The following is a 15,449-nucleotide window of genomic DNA, read 5'->3' as shown; positions in this document are numbered from 1 at the left end:
GCGCTCGACCGGGTGATCGACGAGACGGTGCGGGCGATGAACCGCACCCTCGACGCGGACGACGAGGCGGAGGCCTTCGTCCAGCGCCAGGACGGCTACAAGCTCGCTTTGGTCGGCATCCCGACGGTGATGGTCGGCGGCTCCTTTTCGAACCTGCAATATCTGAACGCCTTCCTGAGCGGAAATTATCACGGGCCGGCGGACCAGCCGGGCAGCGAAATCCCGCTTGAAGGCGCGGCGGAGGACGCGAACCTGATGGTCGCGCTCGGCCGCCGCCTCGCCGATCCGGACGTCTATCGGCGCCCGGCGCCCGCGGAGCCCGCGACGGCGGAGGACGACTGAGCCATGGAGATCCCGCTCGGCCTCACCTTCGACGACGTCCTGCTCCGCCCCGCCGCCTCGTCGGTGCTGCCGAGCCAGGCCGACACGCGCAGCCGGGTGACCCGCGAGATCGCGCTCAACATTCCGATCCTCTCCTCGGCGATGGACACGGTGACCGAGGCCGACATGGCGATCGTGATGGCGCAGCTGGGCGGGATCGGCGTGCTCCACCGCAACATGGAGGTCGAGGAGCAGGCCGCCGCGGTGCGCGCGGTGAAAAGGTTCGAGAGCGGCATGGTGGTCAACCCGATCACGATGACCCCCGACCAGACGCTGGAGGAAGCGCTCCGGCTCATGGCCCTCCACAAGATCTCAGGCATTCCGATCACGGAGAAGAACGGCCGGTTGGTCGGCATCCTCACCAACCGCGACGTCCGCTTCGCCGAAAATCCGCGCCAGCCGGTCGCCGAGCTGATGACCCGCGAGAATCTCGCCACCGTTCGCCCCGGCGTTGGCCAGGAGGAGGCGCGGCGGCTGCTCCACCAGCGCCGGATCGAGAAGCTGATCGTCGTCGACGAGGACCAGCGCTGCATCGGCCTGATCACGGTCAAGGATATCGAAAAGGCGGTGACTTATCCCGAGGCGACCAAGGACGAGGCGGGGCGGCTGCGCGTCGCCGCCGCGACCACGGTTGGCGACAAGGGCTTCGAGCGCAGCGAAGCCCTGATCGACGCCGAATGCGATCTGATCGTGATCGACACCGCGCACGGCCACAATCGCGACGTGGCCGCCGCGGTCGAGCGGCTGAAGCGGCAGTCGAACAAGGTCCAGGTCGTCGCCGGCAACGTCGCGACGCGCGAGGCGGCCAAGGCGCTGGTGGATGCCGGCGCCGACGCGGTGAAGGTCGGTATCGGCCCGGGCTCGATCTGCACGACGCGGGTGATCGCCGGAGTCGGCGTGCCGCAGCTGACCGCGATCATGGACGCGGCGGACGAGGCGGCGAAGACCGACACGCCGGTGATCGGCGACGGCGGCATCCGCACCTCGGGCGACGTCGCCAAGGCGCTCGCCGGCGGCGCCTCGGCGGTGATGATCGGCTCGCTGCTCGCCGGCACCGAGGAGGCGCCGGGCGAAACCTTCCTCTACCAGGGCCGCTCCTACAAGAGCTATCGCGGGATGGGCTCGGTGGGGGCGATGGCGCGCGGCTCGGCCGACCGCTATTTCCAGCAGGACATCAAGGATCAGCTCAAACTCGTCCCCGAGGGGATCGAAGGGCAGGTCCCCTATAAGGGCCATGCCCGCGACGTCATCCACCAGCTCGTCGGCGGGGTGAAGGCGGCGATGGGCTATACCGGCGCGGCGACGATAACGGAGCTGCAAAAAGCCGAGTTCGTCCGGATCACCAATGCGGGCCTGACCGAGAGCCACGTCCACGACATCACGATCACCCGCGAGGCGCCGAATTATCCGGTGCGCTGAATTGCTTAAGCGACGCGCTCTTGCCACACGCCGTGAAACGGGCGAAGCTTCTCCTCCAAATTCCAGACAGGGGACGCGGCATGAGCAACTACAAGCGGATTTCTTTGGGTCTGGCCGCGGTGGCGGTGGTCACGCTGCCGCTCGCGGCCTGCGGCACGGCCGCGGGGCTGAGCTGCGACGAGATCGCCCGGCAGGCGACCGAGCTTTCGAAGAGCCAGCCGGTCCAGATCAAGCAGATCCGCGACCTCACCGAAGTCTCCAAGACCGAGACCGAGCGGCGTTGCCGCGGCATGGCCGAGACCAGCGCCGGCACCAACGAGGCGGTGATCGTCCGCGGCTATGAAGAGAATGGCAACCAGATGGTCGGCTACGAGCCCGAGGGCGGCGCGGCCCCCGCGCCGACGCAATAGCCCCAGGCCATGACTCCCGCCGCCCGCATGCAGGCGGCGATCGAGCTGCTCGACGGGATCGTCGCGGCCGCGCGCGAACGCGGAGCGGCCGCCGACACCTTGATCGCACGCTATTTCAAGACGCGCCGCTATGCCGGATCGAAGGATCGGCGGGCGGTGCGCGATCTGGTCTACCGCGCCATCCGCCGCGCCGGCGAGCGCCCCGAAAGCGGGCGGGCGGCGATGCTGGGGCTGGCGGCGGCGGAACCCGAGCTGATCGACCTGTTCGACGGCTCGGCGCACGGACCGGCCCCGCCGGTCGGCGGCGAGCCGGTCGCCGAGGCCGGGATCGCGCCAGCCTGGCTGCTCGAGCGCTTCGATCCGCTCGTCGACGACGCGGACAAGGCGGCCTTGCTCGAACGGGCGCCGCTCGACCTGCGCGTCAATAAGCTGAAGGGCGAGCGGGAGGCGGCGCTGGCGCTATTCCCCGACGCCCGACCCACGCCGCACTCTACGATCGGCCTGCGTCTCGCCGAAAGCGTCCAGATCGAGCAGAGCGAGGCCTGGTCGTCCGGTCTGGTCGAGGTGCAGGACGAGGGCAGCCAATTGCTCTGCCTCGCCTGCGAGGCGGCGCCCGGGACGCGGGTGCTGGACCTGTGCGCCGGGGCGGGCGGCAAGACACTCGCTCTCGCGGCGGAGATGGGAAATCAGGGCGAGATTCTCGCCAGTGACACCGACCGCGCCCGGCTGTCGCGGATGGCGCCGCGGCTGGCGCGGGCGGGTGTGTCGATCATCGAGACGCGGCTGCTCGATCCGGGGCGGGAGCGGGAAGGGCTGGCCGGGTTCGAGGCGGACCTTGTTCTCGTCGACGCGCCTTGCTCCGGCAGCGGCACCTGGCGGCGTAATCCCGAGACGCGCTGGCGGATCACGCCGGAGCGGCTCGCGCGCCTTGTGAAGCTCCAGGCCGATCTACTTGACATCGCGGCGGAACATGTTCGGCCAGGTAGGCATTTGGTCTATGCCGTCTGCTCGCTGCTTGGTGAGGAGGGCCGGGACCAGGCCGCGGCGTTCGAAGCCCGTTCATCGCTGGTTCCGGCGCCGCTCTCTATCGCGGCGGGACGTGCGGGGGGATCGGGGCGGCTGCTCAGCCCCGCCCGGGACGGCACGGACGGCTTTTTCGTCGCGCGCTGGCGGCGCCCATGCTAGGCTTGAGCGCGACAAGAATATGGAGTTGTTGATGCGCCTCATGCCAATCGCCCTCTCGCTCGCCATCGCGGCGGGGACCATGGCCAGCGCCGGTTTCGGCCAGCAGCCGGACGACGTGGTCGATCCGCGCTCGCAGGCTCTGGTCCAGGAAGCGCAAGCCCATGCGAGCGCCGGCCGCCACAATGAGGCGATCGACCTGCTCGAGACCGCGCTCGCGGTCGATCCCGGCAATCGCGGCGCCTATATCGCGCTCGGCCGGGTCGCGCAGGCGCAGCGGCTGCCGGGCAAGGCGATCGGTTTCTACGCCGACGCGCTGCGGCTCGAGCCCAACGACGTCGCCGCGCTCGCCGCGCAGGGAGAGGCCTATGTCCAGCGCGGCGCGGTCGACCGCGCGCGCACCAATCTGACCCGGGTGCGGAGCCTCTGCGGCCAGAATTGCGCACCGGCCGACCAGCTCGCGGCGGCGATCACTCGCGGTCCGCCCGCCGAGCTCGCCCAGTCGCAAAGCCAGCCCGCGCCCGCCCAGCCGCCGCGCCGCAACTAGCTGTCGAGCAGGCGCGCCAGAGCGACGAAGTCGGCCACGGCCAGCGTTTCGGCGCGCCGCTCGGGGTCGATCCCCAGACGTTCGAGGGCCTCGACCGCGCCCGGCACCGCCCCAAGCGAGCGGCGCAGCATCTTGCGGCGCTGGCCGAAGGCGGCGGCGGTCAGGCGTTCGACCGTCGCCGCTTTGACTCCTTCGGGCTGTGCCTCGGGCACGAGATGGACGACGGCGGACATCACCTTCGGCGGTGGCACGAAGGCCGAGCGATGCACCTTCATCGCCAGCCGAGTGCGCGACCGCCACTGGGCGAGGACGGCGAGGCGGCCATAAGCGCCGCCGCCGGAGGCGGCGACGATCCGCTCGGCGACCTCGCGCTGAAACATCAGGGTCAGCGATTTCCACCAAGGCGGCCATGTCTCGCCGCCGAGCCAGCGCACGAAGAGGGCGGTGCCGACATTGTAGGGCAGGTTGGCGACGACATGAGCGCCGGCTGGCGGCTCGACCACCAGCGCGTCGCCCTCGATGATGGTCAGCCGGCCCTCGGCCGCTTCGGCCAACTCTGCCAGCGCGCTGATACAGCGGCGGTCGCGCTCGACCGCGACGACCTCCGCTCCGGCGCGGAGCAAGGCGCGGGTGAGCCCGCCGGGGCCGGGGCCGACTTCGTAGACGCGCTCGCCGTCCAGCGATCCGGGAATGGCGGCGATCCGATCGAGCAATTGCTCGTCGAGCAGGAAATTCTGGCCGAGCGCCTTGGACGCGCTGAGCCCGTGCCGCGCGATCACCTCGCGCAGCGGCGGCAGCGTGGCGAGCGCGTCGGCGCTCACGCCTCGGCGAGGCGCCGGGCGCACGCCCCCGCGGTGCGGATCGCTTCGATCATCGCGCCCGGATCGGCCTGGTTTCGCCCGGCGATGTCGAAGGCGGTGCCGTGATCGGGCGAGGTGCGCACGATGGGCAGGCCCAAGGTGACGTTGATCCCCTCGTCGAAATGGAGCGTCTTCAGCGGGATCAGGCCCTGGTCGTGATACATGCAGAGCGCGAGATCGTAGGTCGCGCGGCGGCGCGCGTTGAACATGATGTCGGGCGGGTGCGGGCCGGTCACCTCATAGCCCTCCTCGCGCAGCCGCTCGATCGCCGGCATGACGATGTCGATCTCCTCGCGGCCGAGCGCGCCCTGCTCGCCGGCATGGGGGTTGAGGCCCGCCACGGCGACGCGCGGATTCTCGATGCCGAACTGGCGCTGGAGGCCGCGCACCGCGGCGCGGCCCTTGTTGACGATCCGGTCGGTGGTCAGCGTCGCCGGCACCTCGGCGAGCGGGATGTGGGTCGTAACGGGGACGACGCGCAGGGTCGGCCCGGCCAGCATCATCGCGACAAGCTCGCCCGAAACGCCGCAGCGCTCGGCGACGAACTCGGTCTGGCCGGGATGAACAAAGCCGACCGCGTGCAGCCGGCTTTTGGAGACTGGGCCGGTGACGAGGCCCGAGGCGGCGCCCGATCGGGTCAGGCCGACGGCGAGCTCGAGCGCATCGAACGCGTTGCGCGCGCCGACCAGATCGACGCTGCCGGGCGGCGCCGTCGAATCGGCGACGCTGATGATCGGAAGCGCCGTGTCGAAGACGGCCGCCGCCTCGGTCGGGTCGCCCACTGTCGCGATCGGGCCGTGCCAGACCGCCTCGACCGCGGCGACGTCGCCGACCGCGAAGAAGGAGGGCAGGCGCTCCACCTCGCGGCGCTCCCAGCTCTTGGCGATGACCTCGGCACCGATCCCGGCGGGGTCGCCCAGCGAGACCGCGAGAGGCGCCGCCCGCATCTCAGCGATAATCGATCACCGCGTCGCGGCGAAGATCGCGCAGGTAGCGCTGGGCGCGCGAGTTGATCCGGTTCTCGAGGAGCGTTTCGGCGAGCTGGTCGCGGGTCGGTCCGGTCGCCGCCTGCGGATCCTCGCGGCCGCACAGGACGAGGACGCTGACCCGCTCGGGCGAGCCGAAGGGCTGGGTCGCCTGGCCGACGCCGAGGTTCAGCAGCATTTGCTGGAGCGCAGGCGGGAGCTCGCGCACGCGGACCTGGTCGTTGGAGATGAGCTCGGCGCCAATCGCCTGTGCCGCCTCGGTGGCGCCGCCACAGCCGCCCATCGCCTGGGTGCGCTGCTGAAGCTGCGCGGCGCGGGACTGCGCCTGCTGCTCGCTCGTGCCGGCGGGCAAAGCGATCGATACTTGCATCAGGCTCAGGACGGCATCGCGCGGATCGGCGGTGAGGATCTGCCGGGCATCGGCCAGCGCGACGATCGAAAAGCCGCCGGGCACGGGCACGGGATCGCTGATCGCGCCGACCGGCATCTGCTGGACAAGGGCCGAGAGCTCGGACGGGAGCTGCTCGGCGCGGACCCAGCCGAGATCGCCGCCGAGCGCCGCGGTCGAGGCTTCCGAGAACTGCCGCGCATAAGCGGCGAAGGAGGCGCCGGCACGGATCTGCTGGACGATTCGGCCGGCATTGGCGCGCGCCTCCGCCTCCGTCTCCGGCGAGGCGGAGAGGAAGATTTCGGCGACGCGATATTCGGCTGTGCCGCGCGACGCGTTGAGCCGGTCGAGAATCTGCTGCACCTCCTCGTCGCCGACCGTGACGAAGGGCTCGATCCGGCGGCGCTGGAGGCGTTGCCACGCGATCTCACCGCGGATTTGGCGCTTGAGCGTGCGGTCGGAGGCGCCGACGGTTCGCAAATAGGCGGTGAAGGCCTCCGGCGTCTGGTTGAAGTTGCCGGCGAAGCGGGCGAAATACTGATCGACCTCGCGGTCCTCGACCGTGATCTCCTGCTGCGCCGCGGCCTGAATCTGCAGCGCCTCGTCGATCAGGTTACGCAAGACTTGGGCGCGGACCCGTTGCAGCTCCTCGGGGGGAAGCTCGACCCGATTGGAAGCGACGATCAGCGCCAGACGCTGATTGATGTCGGTCTCGGTGATCACCTCGCCATTGACGATCGCGGTCGCCTTGCGGACGCCCGGATCCTGCTGGCCGACGAACTGAACGTTGGAGGGAATGTCGAGCTGGCCGCCGGGCTGACTCGTCTGCGCCGCCGCCATCACCGAAAGCAGGGGCGCGGCCAACAGGATCGCGGCCCTTGAAAACCTACCGAGCGTCATCATTCCTCCAATGAAAGCAGGCACCTATCCTGCCGAAATCTTGCTGAACCACAGCTTAGCGGCTCTTCCTAGGGCCTGTACCCCGGATCGGCAATGGTCGGGCGACCGCGAAGCCGCGGGCGGCTGCAGGCGCTAGCGGCCCAGGTTCCTCAGCGCCACCCGGATCAGGAAGGTATTGCCCCGCCGCGCGTCTCCGCTGGTCTCATAGTCGCGCCGCCAGGTCACGCCAAGCTCGATGCAATCGTCGTCGTAGAGGATGCCGATCCGGTGGCGGACCGGGTCGAAGCCGTCGGCGATCGACAGCGGGTCCTCCTGCCGGTCGGTGAGGTCGATCACCGCCGAGCCGAAGATCGACCAGTAGCGCGCGAAGCGGATGCGGCCGCCGATGCGCAGCTCCTCGCGATCGCGCAGATCCTCGATCGAGGCGTCGATGTCGCGGTTGAGCCGGAGATAGCCGATCATCGCGTAGGTCTGGCGGCCGCCGATTGTGGCGTCGATCTCGTTGCGGCGGACGGCGAGGTTGTCCTTGTCGAGCCGGAAGCGGTGGACGAGGCTGACCCGCCGCCCGATCCGCAAGGTGGTGCGGCCGACAATGTCCGAGAAGCGCCCCGACAGGCCCGTGCCTGGGGGCAGGATCGCGGCGCGGGTACTGAGCCGGTAGCTCTGGCCGATATTGGTACGGATCGCGACGCCGGGAAAGTCCGCCGCCCAGTCGGCGCCATAGGTCATCCGCACCCCGTCCTCCCAGCGGTCGTAGCCGGGGAACCGGTTCAGCGCGAACAGGTTGGAATCCTCGAGGTCGACCGCGCGCGCGTCCTCGTTGGGAATGTCGAGATTCTCGGTCGGCGGCGAGGCGACGAACTGGAGGCGTGGCGTCAGGCGCTGCGTACCGCCGAGGAAGGGCCCGATGAAGGGCCAGCGCAGATCGACCGCGAACGCGCCGATGAAGCGGCCGCTCCAGCCCTCGGTGCCGCGATAGCGGACCGGCAGGGTCAGCAAAGTGTCGTTGGCGTGGTAGACATCGCCACGCGCATAGCCGGTCAGCACCAGCTCCTGGCCGAGCGGGGTGATCCCGCGCCGCTCCCAGGTCGCGCTGGCGAAGGCGCGCTGGCTGTCCTGACCCTCCGGCCGGAACAAGGCGAGGCTGTTCGCCTGGAGCTCGATCCGTCCGCCCAGCAGGGGGTCCGCGAACCGCCAGCGCGCGTCGATCGCGGGGAGCGCGATCGGCTGCTGGCCGTCGACATCGGTGACGCGCAGTCCCTGGAAGGCCCAGCCGGCGATCGAGATGTAGGAAGTCTGCCCGATCCGCTCGGCCTCGACGAAGGAGCGCAGCCGGTCGTCGCGGCTGATGTCATAGCGCCGCATGAAGGTGCGGTCGGTGACGTAGCGGCCCGAGAAGGAGACGCTCCAGGCCGGATCGAGCTGGAAGCGGCCATTGCCCTCGACATAGGCGCGAACGCCGTCGTCCGCGGGGGTCCCCGCCGGGGCGTTCAGCGGCAGCCGCGAGCCGTAGGTGAGGTAGCCGCGCAGCTGGAAGGCGCCGAGCGAATTGAGCTGGCGATACTCGCCCTCGAGCATCGGCAGCACCTCGGAATAAACGTGCGGCGTGATCGTGAGGTCGCGATTGGGCGCGATCCGGACATAATAAGGCGCGCTGAGCTCCAGCCCGTTGCGGCGGTTGTAGCGCGCCTCGGGGACGAGCAGGCCGCTGCCGCCGCCCTGACTGCCGTCGGGATGGGAGAGGCCTGGCAGAGCGAGGATCGGCATGCCGAACAGGTTCAGCGAGGCGCCCTGATAGCTGATCCGGTGGCGAATCGGATCGTGGACGACGCGCACCGCGTTGATCTGCCAGGTGGGATCGCGCGGGCAGCCGTCGGCGTCGACGACTGCGCAGGGCGTGTAGGCCGCGCGCTCGAGCATCGTGTAGCCGTTCTCCCGCCGCGCCGTGGTTGCCGCCAGCCGGCCGCCGTCGGCAAGGACGAGGAGGAGGTTCTCGACCACCCCGTCGCGCAGATTGTCCTCGAGCACTACGTTGTCGCCATAGGCGACGTCGCCCTCCGGGCTGATCACGCGCACCCCGCCGGAGGCGCGAACCTCGCCGCTGGTCCGGTTCCAGCTCACCGTGTCGGCGCGGAGGAAATAGCCCTCGCGGTTCATCCGCACCTCGCCGAGCGCGGTCACGATCTCGCTGGCCTGGTCATATTCCAGCCGGTCGGCGCTGAACGCGATGCTGGGATCCGCCTGTTCCCCCGTCGCGGCAGGCGTCTGCGCCTGGGCCGCGAACGGCAGGCTCAGCAGCAAAGGCAAAGCGGTCCGGCAGATCGTTCGAAGCGTCTTCACAAATTCTGCCGCCCTGGCCTTGGACCCCATCCTCCGGGACGGGCCAGCCTATTGCACCCGGCGCCGCTCCCTGCAATGGCGAGCCTTTCCGGCCGCCTGAGCCGGTCCCCAAGGGAGATGCTTTTCGTGATCAAGGTCAGCTTCGCACCGACGCGTCCCGAGGGCGCCTATGCGCTCGCCGTCCCGGTCCGCGGCGAGGACATGCTGCACGACCGGCTCGCCGCCCTGGACGAGCGGGCGCGGACGCTGGCGGTGCGCTCGGCCGAGGCGCAGCGCTTCGAGCGCGAAGTGGGCGCGATCGCCGAGACCTTCGTCGAGGAAGGCGATGCCGCCCGCCGCTTGCTGCTTGTCGGCTATGGCGCGAGGGCGGACGAAGTGGCGCTGCACGAGCGGGTCGGCGGCGCGCTAACCGCGCGGCTGCTGACCTCGGGCGAGACGAAGCTCGTGGTCGACGCCGCCGGGCTGGACGCCGACGCCGCGGCCCGTCTCGCCTTCGGCGCCGCGGCGCGCAGCTGGCGCCACGACCTCTATCGCACCAGGCTCGGCCGCAAGCAAAAGCCGACCTTGGCCGAGATCGTGCTGGTCGGGGCGGGGAAAGGCGCGGAAGACGCCTGGGCGCACCACGAGGCGGTGCTCGCCGGGCTCGATTTCACCCGCACCCTCGTCACCGAGCCGTCGAACATCCTTTACCCTGAGAGCTTCGTCGAACGCTGCAGGACGGCGCTCGACGGCAGCGGGGTCGAGCTCGAGGTGCTCGACGAAAAGGCGATGGCCAAGCTCGGCATGGGCGCCCTGCTCGGCGTCGGCCAGGGCTCGGTCCGCCCGCCGCGGCTGCTCGTCATGCGCTGGAATGGCGGCGCCAAGGGCGCGAAGCCGGTCGCGCTGATCGGCAAGGGGATCACCTTCGACACCGGCGGCATCTCGATCAAGCCTGCCGCCGGCATGGAAGCGATGAAGTGGGACATGGGCGGGGCCGGCGCCGTCGCGGGCGCGATGAAGGCACTTGCCGCGCGCAAGGCGAAGGCGAACGTGGTCGGAGTCTGCGCGCTCGCCGAGAACATGCCGGACGGCAACGCCCAGCGGCCCGGCGACATCGTCACCTCGATGTCCGGCCAGACGATCGAGGTGATCAACACCGACGCGGAAGGGCGCCTCGTCCTCGCCGACGCGATGACCTGGGCGCAGCGCGAGCTGAAGCCCGAGGTGATGATCGATCTCGCCACGCTGACCGGGGCGATGATCATCAGCCTGGGCCACGAATATGCGGGCGTCTTCTCGAACGACGACGGCCTCGCCGCCTCGCTCGAGGCAGCCGGCAAGGCGAGCGGCGACAAGCTTTGGCGGCTGCCAATGGGCGAGGCTTATGACAAGATCATGGATTCGCCGGTTGCCGACATGAGGAACAGCGCCGGCCGCGAGGCGGGCTCGATCACCGCCGCCTGCTTCCTTGGCCGCTTCGTCGAGGAGGGCGTGAAATGGGCCCATCTCGACGTCGCCGGCATGGTCTGGTCCGACAAGCCGAGCCACCTCTACGACAAGGGCGCGACCGGCTTCGGCGTGGCGTTGCTCGACCGCTACATCGCGGACAATCACGAGGGGTAGGGCGCCTTGCCCTCGGCCCGCGCGGCCACTAGAGAGCGCGCCGAATCCTCTTCCTTCAGACACGGAGCTTTCGGGCCATGGCCACGACACGCACTTTCTCGATCATCAAGCCGGACGCAACCCGGCGCAATCTCACCGGCGCGGTCACCGCGATGCTGGAGGAGGCGGGGCTGCGCGTCGTTGCCTCGAAGCGGATCCGGATGACCCGCGAGCAGGCCGAGGGCTTCTACGCGGTCCACAAGGCGCGGCCGTTCTTCAATGATCTCGTCGCCTTCATGACCTCGGGGCCGGTGGTCGTGCAGGTGCTGGAAGGCGAGAACGCCGTCGCCCGCAACCGCGAGATCATGGGCGCGACCAACCCCGAGCAGGCCGCCGAGGGCACGATCCGCAAGACCCACGCCGAATCGATCGAGGCGAACAGCGTCCACGGCTCGGACAGCGACGAGAATGCAGCGATCGAGATCGACTTCTTCTTTCAGCCGGACGAGATCGTCGGTTAGGCACCCGTCATTGCGAGCGCAGCGAAGCAATCCAGTTCTGCGTGGCTGGATTGCCGCGTCGCTCCGCTCCTCGCATTGACGAGGTGGGCTAACGCCCGCCCATCTCAAGCAGGCGCTTCGGCGCGACCAGCTCCCAGCTCATCGCGATGCGGTCGCCGACATGGTCCCAGTCGACCGCGTCGCCGTCGAGGCGGATGCCGATCCAGCCCGACGGCGCCAAGTAAGGCGGGCGGTAATAGAGATCGGGATCGGCCTCGATCAGCATCTCCTGCTCCTCCGCGCCCGAGGTCTTCACCGCCACCGCAGTGATGCCGCTGCCGTGATGATCGTGAACGAACCAGGCGAAGCTTCTCCCCTTGTCGATGAAGAAGACCGGCGCCCCGTGGGAGACTTTCTCTATGGCGCGGGGCAAGGCGAGGGCAAGCTCGCGCACGCGGGCGAGGACGGCGTCCGGATCGGGACTCATTCGGGTGCGTCCAGCGCGATCGGGTCTTTGCCCGTCTCGCCCCTGAGCTCGATGCACCAGGCTTCGAGCGCGGCGGGATAGAGGGCGTGCTCGGCCTCGAGCACGCGGGCGGCGAGGCTGTTGGGATCGTCGCGGGGGCGGATCTTGACCTCCGCCCGGCCGATCACCGGACCCGAATCGAGGTCGCCGGTGACGAGGTGGACCGAGCAGCCGGCAAATTCGTCGCCGGCGAGCAGCGCCCGGCGGTGGGTATCCAGCCCCTTGTAGAGCGGCAGCAGCGAGGGATGGACGTTGAGGACACGGCCCTCCCACTTCGTCACGAAGTCCTCGGACAGCAGCCGCATATAGCCGGCGAGCGCGACCAGCTCGACATCGTGCGCCCGCAGCGCCGCGTCGAGCTCGGCATCGAAGGCCTCGCGGGTCAGGCCCTTGTGGCTCAGCGACCAGGTCTTGAGGCCGAGCCGCCGCGCCAGCACCAGCCCGCGCGCCTCCGGCACGTTCGAGGCGACGAGGACGATTTCGTAAGTCCGGCTCGGATCGCGGCGCTTATATTCGGACAGCGCGAGCATGTTCGAGCCGCGCCCCGAGATCAGGACGGCGACGCGGACCTTCTCAGCCATGGTGGATCGCGGACCAGTCCGCCCGCGCGCTCCACGTCTCCGCCGAGCCGGACACGGTGCAGCCGCGCTCGCCGGGCTCGATCCGGCCGATGCGAAGCACCGTCTCGCCCGCTTTGGTGAGGGCGTCAGTCACCGCGGCGACATCCGTCTCATCGGCGACCAGCGCCATGCCGATGCCGCAGTTGAAGGTGCGGGCGAACTCGCCGGGCTCGATCTGGCCCTGCGCCTGCAAGAAGGCCATCAGCCGCGGCTGCGGCCAGGCATCGGCACCGACATGGGCGTGCAAGCCTTCGGGCAGGACGCGCGGGATGTTCTCCAGCAGGCCGCCGCCGGTGATGTGGGCGAGCGCGGCGATCCGGCCCGCGCGCACCACCGGAAGTAGCGATTTCACGTAGATCCGGGTCGGTTCCAGCAACGCCTCGATCAGCAGCCGGTCGGCATCGAACAAAGCCGGGCGGTCGAGCTTCCAGCCCTTGTCGGCGGCCAGCCGCCGGACCAGCGAGAAGCCGTTGGAATGGACGCCCGACGAGGCGAGGCCGAGGATGACGTCGCCCGCCTTCACCTTGTCGCCGGTCAGCGCCTCGCCGCGCTCGACCGCGCCGACGCAGAACCCTGCCAGGTCGTAATCACCCTCGGCGTACATGCCCGGCATTTCCGCCGTCTCGCCGCCGATCAGCGCGCAGCCCGCCTGGCGGCAGCCATCGGCGATCGATGCGATCACCCGCTCGGCAATTCCCGGCTCCAGCTTCCCCGTGGCGAAATAATCGAGGAAGAAGAGCGGTTCGGCACCCTGGACGATCAGATCGTTGGCGCACATCGCGACGAGATCCACGCCGACCCCGTCGTGGCGGCCGCTGTCGATGGCGAGCTTGAGCTTGGTCCCGACCCCGTCATTGGCCGCGACCAGCAGCGGGTCCTCGTAACCCGCCGCCTTCGGATCGAAGAAGCCGCCGAAGCCGCCCAGCGAGGCATCCGCGCCGGGGCGCGCCGTTGCCTTCGCGAGCGGCGCGATTCTCCGCACCAGCGCATTGCCCGCCGCGATATCGACGCCGGCCTTGGCGTAGGTATAGCTGTCATCGTTGCTCACGAGGGCCGCCTACCGAGAACGCGCTTGGATTTCCACGATTCCCTCGCCAGAAAGGCGCGCGTGACGCTTCGCCGCCCGATCCTCTTCGCGATTCCGCTCCTCCTCGCCGCCCTCGCGACGGGCGCGGGCCTGCTCTACGCCCAGCTCGACGGCGCCGATCGCGGCATTCCGCCGATCGACAGCACCAGCAATTTCGAGCAGCTCGGGGTCGAGGTCGACGTCAGCGCGCCGACCGCCGAGCGCGCCCGGATAGAGGGCTGGCGCCGCGCCCAGCGCGAAGGCTGGCGGATGCTCTGGTCGCGCACCACCGGCCGCCCGATCGCCCAGGCGCCGAATCTTTCCGAATCGGTGCTCAACGCGATCGTCTCCGGCATCATCATCGAGCATGAGCAGATCGGCCCGACCCGCTATATCGCCCGCCTCGGCGTGCTCTTCGATCGCGCCCGCACCGGGCAGATGCTCGGCGTCCAGGGCCTCAGCCGACGCTCGGCGCCCGTCCTCGTCATCCCGGTGATGCGCACCGGCTCGACCGGCTACACCTTCGAGATCCGCAACGAGTGGCAGCGCGCCTGGGCCCAGTTCCGCACCGTCACCACCCCGATCGACTATGTCCGCACCTCGGGCAATGGCGCCGATCCCCTCCTGCTCAACCTCGCCCAGGCGCGCCGCCGCGGGCGCGGCTGGTGGCGGATGATCCTCGATCAGTATGGCGCCGCGGACATCGTCATCGCCGAGGTCGACTTGAGGCGGCTTTATCCGGGCGGGCCGGCGATCGGCTATTTCACCGCGCGCTTCGGCCCGGACGGGCGGGTGATCGGCCGCTTCCGGCTGCGCGCGGCAAACAGCGGCGAAATCCCGCGCATGCTCGACGAGGGCGTGCGCCAGATGGACATCATCTACACCCGCGCGCTCGACGCCGGCCTGCTCCAGCCCGACCGCAGCCTCGTCATCATCGAGCCGGCGGTGCAGCAGGCAATCGAGGAGACCGTGCTCGAGGACGAGCTGGAGGCACCGGCAACCCCGACCGGCGCGGTCACCTCTTATTCGATCCAGGTCGAAACTCCCGACGGCGGCGCGGTGCAACGCGCCGAGCTTTCGGTGAGCCGGGTCGACGGCGTCACCTCCGCGATCACCACCAGCCTGGCGCTCGGCGGCACCTCGGTGATGCGGGTCACCTATGCGGGCGATACCGCGGCGCTGCAGGCGGCGCTGCGGGCGCAGGGCTGGCAGGTCCAGGTGGTGGGCGGCACCACCTTGCGTATCTCGCGCTAGGGTGGGAGCGGTGGACCAGATCGCGCTGCCGCTCGATTGGCCGGTGGCGGATCGCGACGAGGATTTCCTGCTCTCCGCCTGCAACCGCGCCGCCTACGAACATCTCCGCCGCTGGTCGCTCTGGCCGGTGATGGCGAGCCTGCTCACCGGCCCGCGCAAGTCCGGCCGGAGCCTCTTGGGCCGCATCTTCGTCCGCAAGACCGGCGGGCGGCTGTTCGACGATGCCGAGGCGCATGACGAGGAATCGCTCTTCCACGCCTGGAACGAGGCGCAGACCAGCCGCAAGCCCTTGCTCATCGTCGCCTCCCGGCCCGCCACCGCCTGGGGCATCGCGCTTCCCGATCTCAGGTCGCGCCTCGCGGCGACGCCGCAGGTCGAGATCGGCCCGCCCGACGACATCCTGCTCGGCCAACTGATCGTCAAGATGCTCGGCGACCGCGGCATCGCGGCCCCGCCCGATCTCGCCGCCTATCTGGTTCCGCGGATCGA

15 protein-coding genes and 1 pseudogene are annotated in these 15,449 nt (G+C 69.8%); 9 read left to right on the top strand and 7 right to left on the bottom strand.

Annotated elements, in window-relative coordinates; all coding sequences use genetic code 11:
- The 5 genes and pseudogenes from ACT4N8_RS08060 to ACT4N8_RS08040 form a co-directional block, all read left to right on the top strand.
- A pseudogene (locus ACT4N8_RS08060) lies at positions 1-342 on the top strand (hypothetical protein); the annotation flags it as partial.
- A 3-nt stretch (positions 343-345) separates the two neighbouring features.
- Positions 346-1,800, top strand: a complete 1,455-nt coding sequence (gene guaB / locus ACT4N8_RS08055; protein ID WP_444857619.1) for an IMP dehydrogenase — start codon at positions 346-348, stop codon at positions 1,798-1,800.
- 80 nt (positions 1,801-1,880) lie between these two features.
- On the top strand, positions 1,881-2,210 hold the full coding sequence (locus tag ACT4N8_RS08050) for a hypothetical protein (RefSeq protein WP_444857618.1): 330 nt from the start codon (positions 1,881-1,883) through the stop codon (positions 2,208-2,210).
- Positions 2,211-2,219: 9 nt separating this feature from the next.
- Positions 2,220-3,395, top strand: a complete 1,176-nt coding sequence (locus ACT4N8_RS08045) for an RsmB/NOP family class I SAM-dependent RNA methyltransferase (RefSeq protein ID WP_444857617.1) — start codon at positions 2,220-2,222, stop codon at positions 3,393-3,395.
- Between the two features lie 31 nt (positions 3,396-3,426).
- Positions 3,427-3,939 carry a tetratricopeptide repeat protein gene (locus ACT4N8_RS08040; RefSeq protein ID WP_444857616.1) on the top strand — a complete coding sequence of 171 codons (513 nt, stop codon included), beginning with the start codon at positions 3,427-3,429 and terminating at the stop codon, positions 3,937-3,939.
- Here the strand turns inward: ACT4N8_RS08040 and rsmA are convergent.
- The 4 genes from rsmA to ACT4N8_RS08020 form a co-directional block, all read right to left on the bottom strand.
- Positions 3,936-4,760, bottom strand: a complete 825-nt coding sequence (gene rsmA, locus ACT4N8_RS08035; protein ID WP_444857615.1) for a 16S rRNA (adenine(1518)-N(6)/adenine(1519)-N(6))-dimethyltransferase RsmA — start codon at positions 4,758-4,760, stop codon at positions 3,936-3,938. The genes ACT4N8_RS08040 and rsmA overlap by 4 nt on opposite strands.
- A complete protein-coding gene (gene pdxA, locus ACT4N8_RS08030; RefSeq protein WP_444857614.1) occupies positions 4,757-5,746 on the bottom strand; it encodes a 4-hydroxythreonine-4-phosphate dehydrogenase PdxA in 990 nt (329 codons plus the stop codon). The genes rsmA and pdxA overlap by 4 nt, the downstream gene beginning before the upstream one ends.
- Position 5,747: 1 nt before the next feature.
- The gene (locus tag ACT4N8_RS08025) at positions 5,748-7,073 is read right to left on the bottom strand and encodes a foldase protein PrsA (protein ID WP_444857613.1); all 1,326 of its coding nucleotides are present in this window, start codon (positions 7,071-7,073) and stop codon (positions 5,748-5,750) included.
- Positions 7,074-7,205: 132 nt separating this feature from the next.
- Positions 7,206-9,413 (bottom strand): LPS-assembly protein LptD, encoded by a 2,208-nt coding sequence (locus tag ACT4N8_RS08020; RefSeq protein ID WP_444857612.1) that lies wholly within the window; start codon positions 9,411-9,413, stop codon positions 7,206-7,208.
- Between the two features lie 129 nt (positions 9,414-9,542).
- Here ACT4N8_RS08020 and ACT4N8_RS08015 point away from each other — a divergent pair, with 129 nt between their 5' ends.
- Positions 9,543-11,015, top strand: coding sequence for a leucyl aminopeptidase (locus ACT4N8_RS08015; RefSeq protein WP_444857620.1), 1,473 nt, complete (start codon positions 9,543-9,545; stop codon positions 11,013-11,015).
- A 77-nt stretch (positions 11,016-11,092) separates the two neighbouring features.
- Positions 11,093-11,515 (top strand): nucleoside-diphosphate kinase, encoded by a 423-nt coding sequence (gene ndk / locus ACT4N8_RS08010; protein ID WP_444857611.1) that lies wholly within the window; start codon positions 11,093-11,095, stop codon positions 11,513-11,515.
- Positions 11,516-11,603: 88 nt separating this feature from the next.
- Here the strand turns inward: ndk and ACT4N8_RS08005 are convergent, their stop codons facing one another.
- The 3 genes from ACT4N8_RS08005 to purM are packed head-to-tail and all read right to left on the bottom strand — an operon-like array spanning position 11,604 to position 13,688.
- Positions 11,604-11,981, bottom strand: coding sequence for an MmcQ/YjbR family DNA-binding protein (locus ACT4N8_RS08005; protein ID WP_444857610.1), 378 nt, complete (start codon positions 11,979-11,981; stop codon positions 11,604-11,606).
- Positions 11,978-12,601 (bottom strand): phosphoribosylglycinamide formyltransferase, encoded by a 624-nt coding sequence (gene purN / locus ACT4N8_RS08000; protein ID WP_444857609.1) that lies wholly within the window; start codon positions 12,599-12,601, stop codon positions 11,978-11,980. Before purN ends, ACT4N8_RS08005 begins: the two co-directional genes overlap by 4 nt.
- On the bottom strand, positions 12,594-13,688 hold the full coding sequence (purM, locus tag ACT4N8_RS07995; protein ID WP_444857608.1) for a phosphoribosylformylglycinamidine cyclo-ligase: 1,095 nt from the start codon (positions 13,686-13,688) through the stop codon (positions 12,594-12,596). The genes purN and purM overlap by 8 nt, the downstream gene beginning before the upstream one ends.
- 60 nt (positions 13,689-13,748) lie before the next feature.
- Between purM and ACT4N8_RS07990 the strand changes: the two genes are divergently transcribed.
- Both ACT4N8_RS07990 and ACT4N8_RS07985 read left to right on the top strand, forming a co-directional pair.
- Positions 13,749-14,960: a heavy-metal-associated domain-containing protein gene (locus ACT4N8_RS07990; protein WP_444857607.1), complete on the top strand. Its 1,212-nt coding sequence runs from the start codon at positions 13,749-13,751 to the stop codon at positions 14,958-14,960.
- 10 nt (positions 14,961-14,970) lie between these two features.
- The coding region (locus ACT4N8_RS07985; protein WP_444857606.1) for a chromosomal replication initiator DnaA at positions 14,971-15,449 on the top strand (479 nt) is incomplete at its 3' end.

Source organism: Sphingosinicella sp. (assembly GCF_052387495.1).
GTDB lineage: Bacteria > Pseudomonadota > Alphaproteobacteria > Sphingomonadales > Sphingomonadaceae > Allosphingosinicella.
The sequence above is the reverse complement of the archived record's forward strand: the minus strand, read 5'-3'. Positions and strand labels throughout refer to the sequence as shown.

What these genes read in the sequence shown, in the direction of transcription:
- guaB (WP_444857619.1), top strand. Translation starts at nt 346, where the DNA reads ATGGAGATCCCGCTCGGCCTCACCTTCGACGACGTCCTGCTCCGCCCC.
- ACT4N8_RS08050 (WP_444857618.1), top strand. Translation starts at nt 1,881, where the DNA reads ATGAGCAACTACAAGCGGATTTCTTTGGGTCTGGCCGCGGTGGCGGTG.
- ACT4N8_RS08045 (WP_444857617.1), top strand. Translation starts at nt 2,220, where the DNA reads ATGACTCCCGCCGCCCGCATGCAGGCGGCGATCGAGCTGCTCGACGGG.
- ACT4N8_RS08040 (WP_444857616.1), top strand. Translation starts at nt 3,427, where the DNA reads ATGCGCCTCATGCCAATCGCCCTCTCGCTCGCCATCGCGGCGGGGACC.
- pdxA (WP_444857614.1), bottom strand. Translation starts at nt 5,746, where the DNA reads ATGCGGGCGGCGCCTCTCGCGGTCTCGCTGGGCGACCCCGCCGGGATC.
- ACT4N8_RS08025 (WP_444857613.1), bottom strand. Translation starts at nt 7,073, where the DNA reads ATGACGCTCGGTAGGTTTTCAAGGGCCGCGATCCTGTTGGCCGCGCCC.
- ndk (WP_444857611.1), top strand. Translation starts at nt 11,093, where the DNA reads ATGGCCACGACACGCACTTTCTCGATCATCAAGCCGGACGCAACCCGG.
- ACT4N8_RS08005 (WP_444857610.1), bottom strand. Translation starts at nt 11,981, where the DNA reads ATGAGTCCCGATCCGGACGCCGTCCTCGCCCGCGTGCGCGAGCTTGCC.
- purN (WP_444857609.1), bottom strand. Translation starts at nt 12,601, where the DNA reads ATGGCTGAGAAGGTCCGCGTCGCCGTCCTGATCTCGGGGCGCGGCTCG.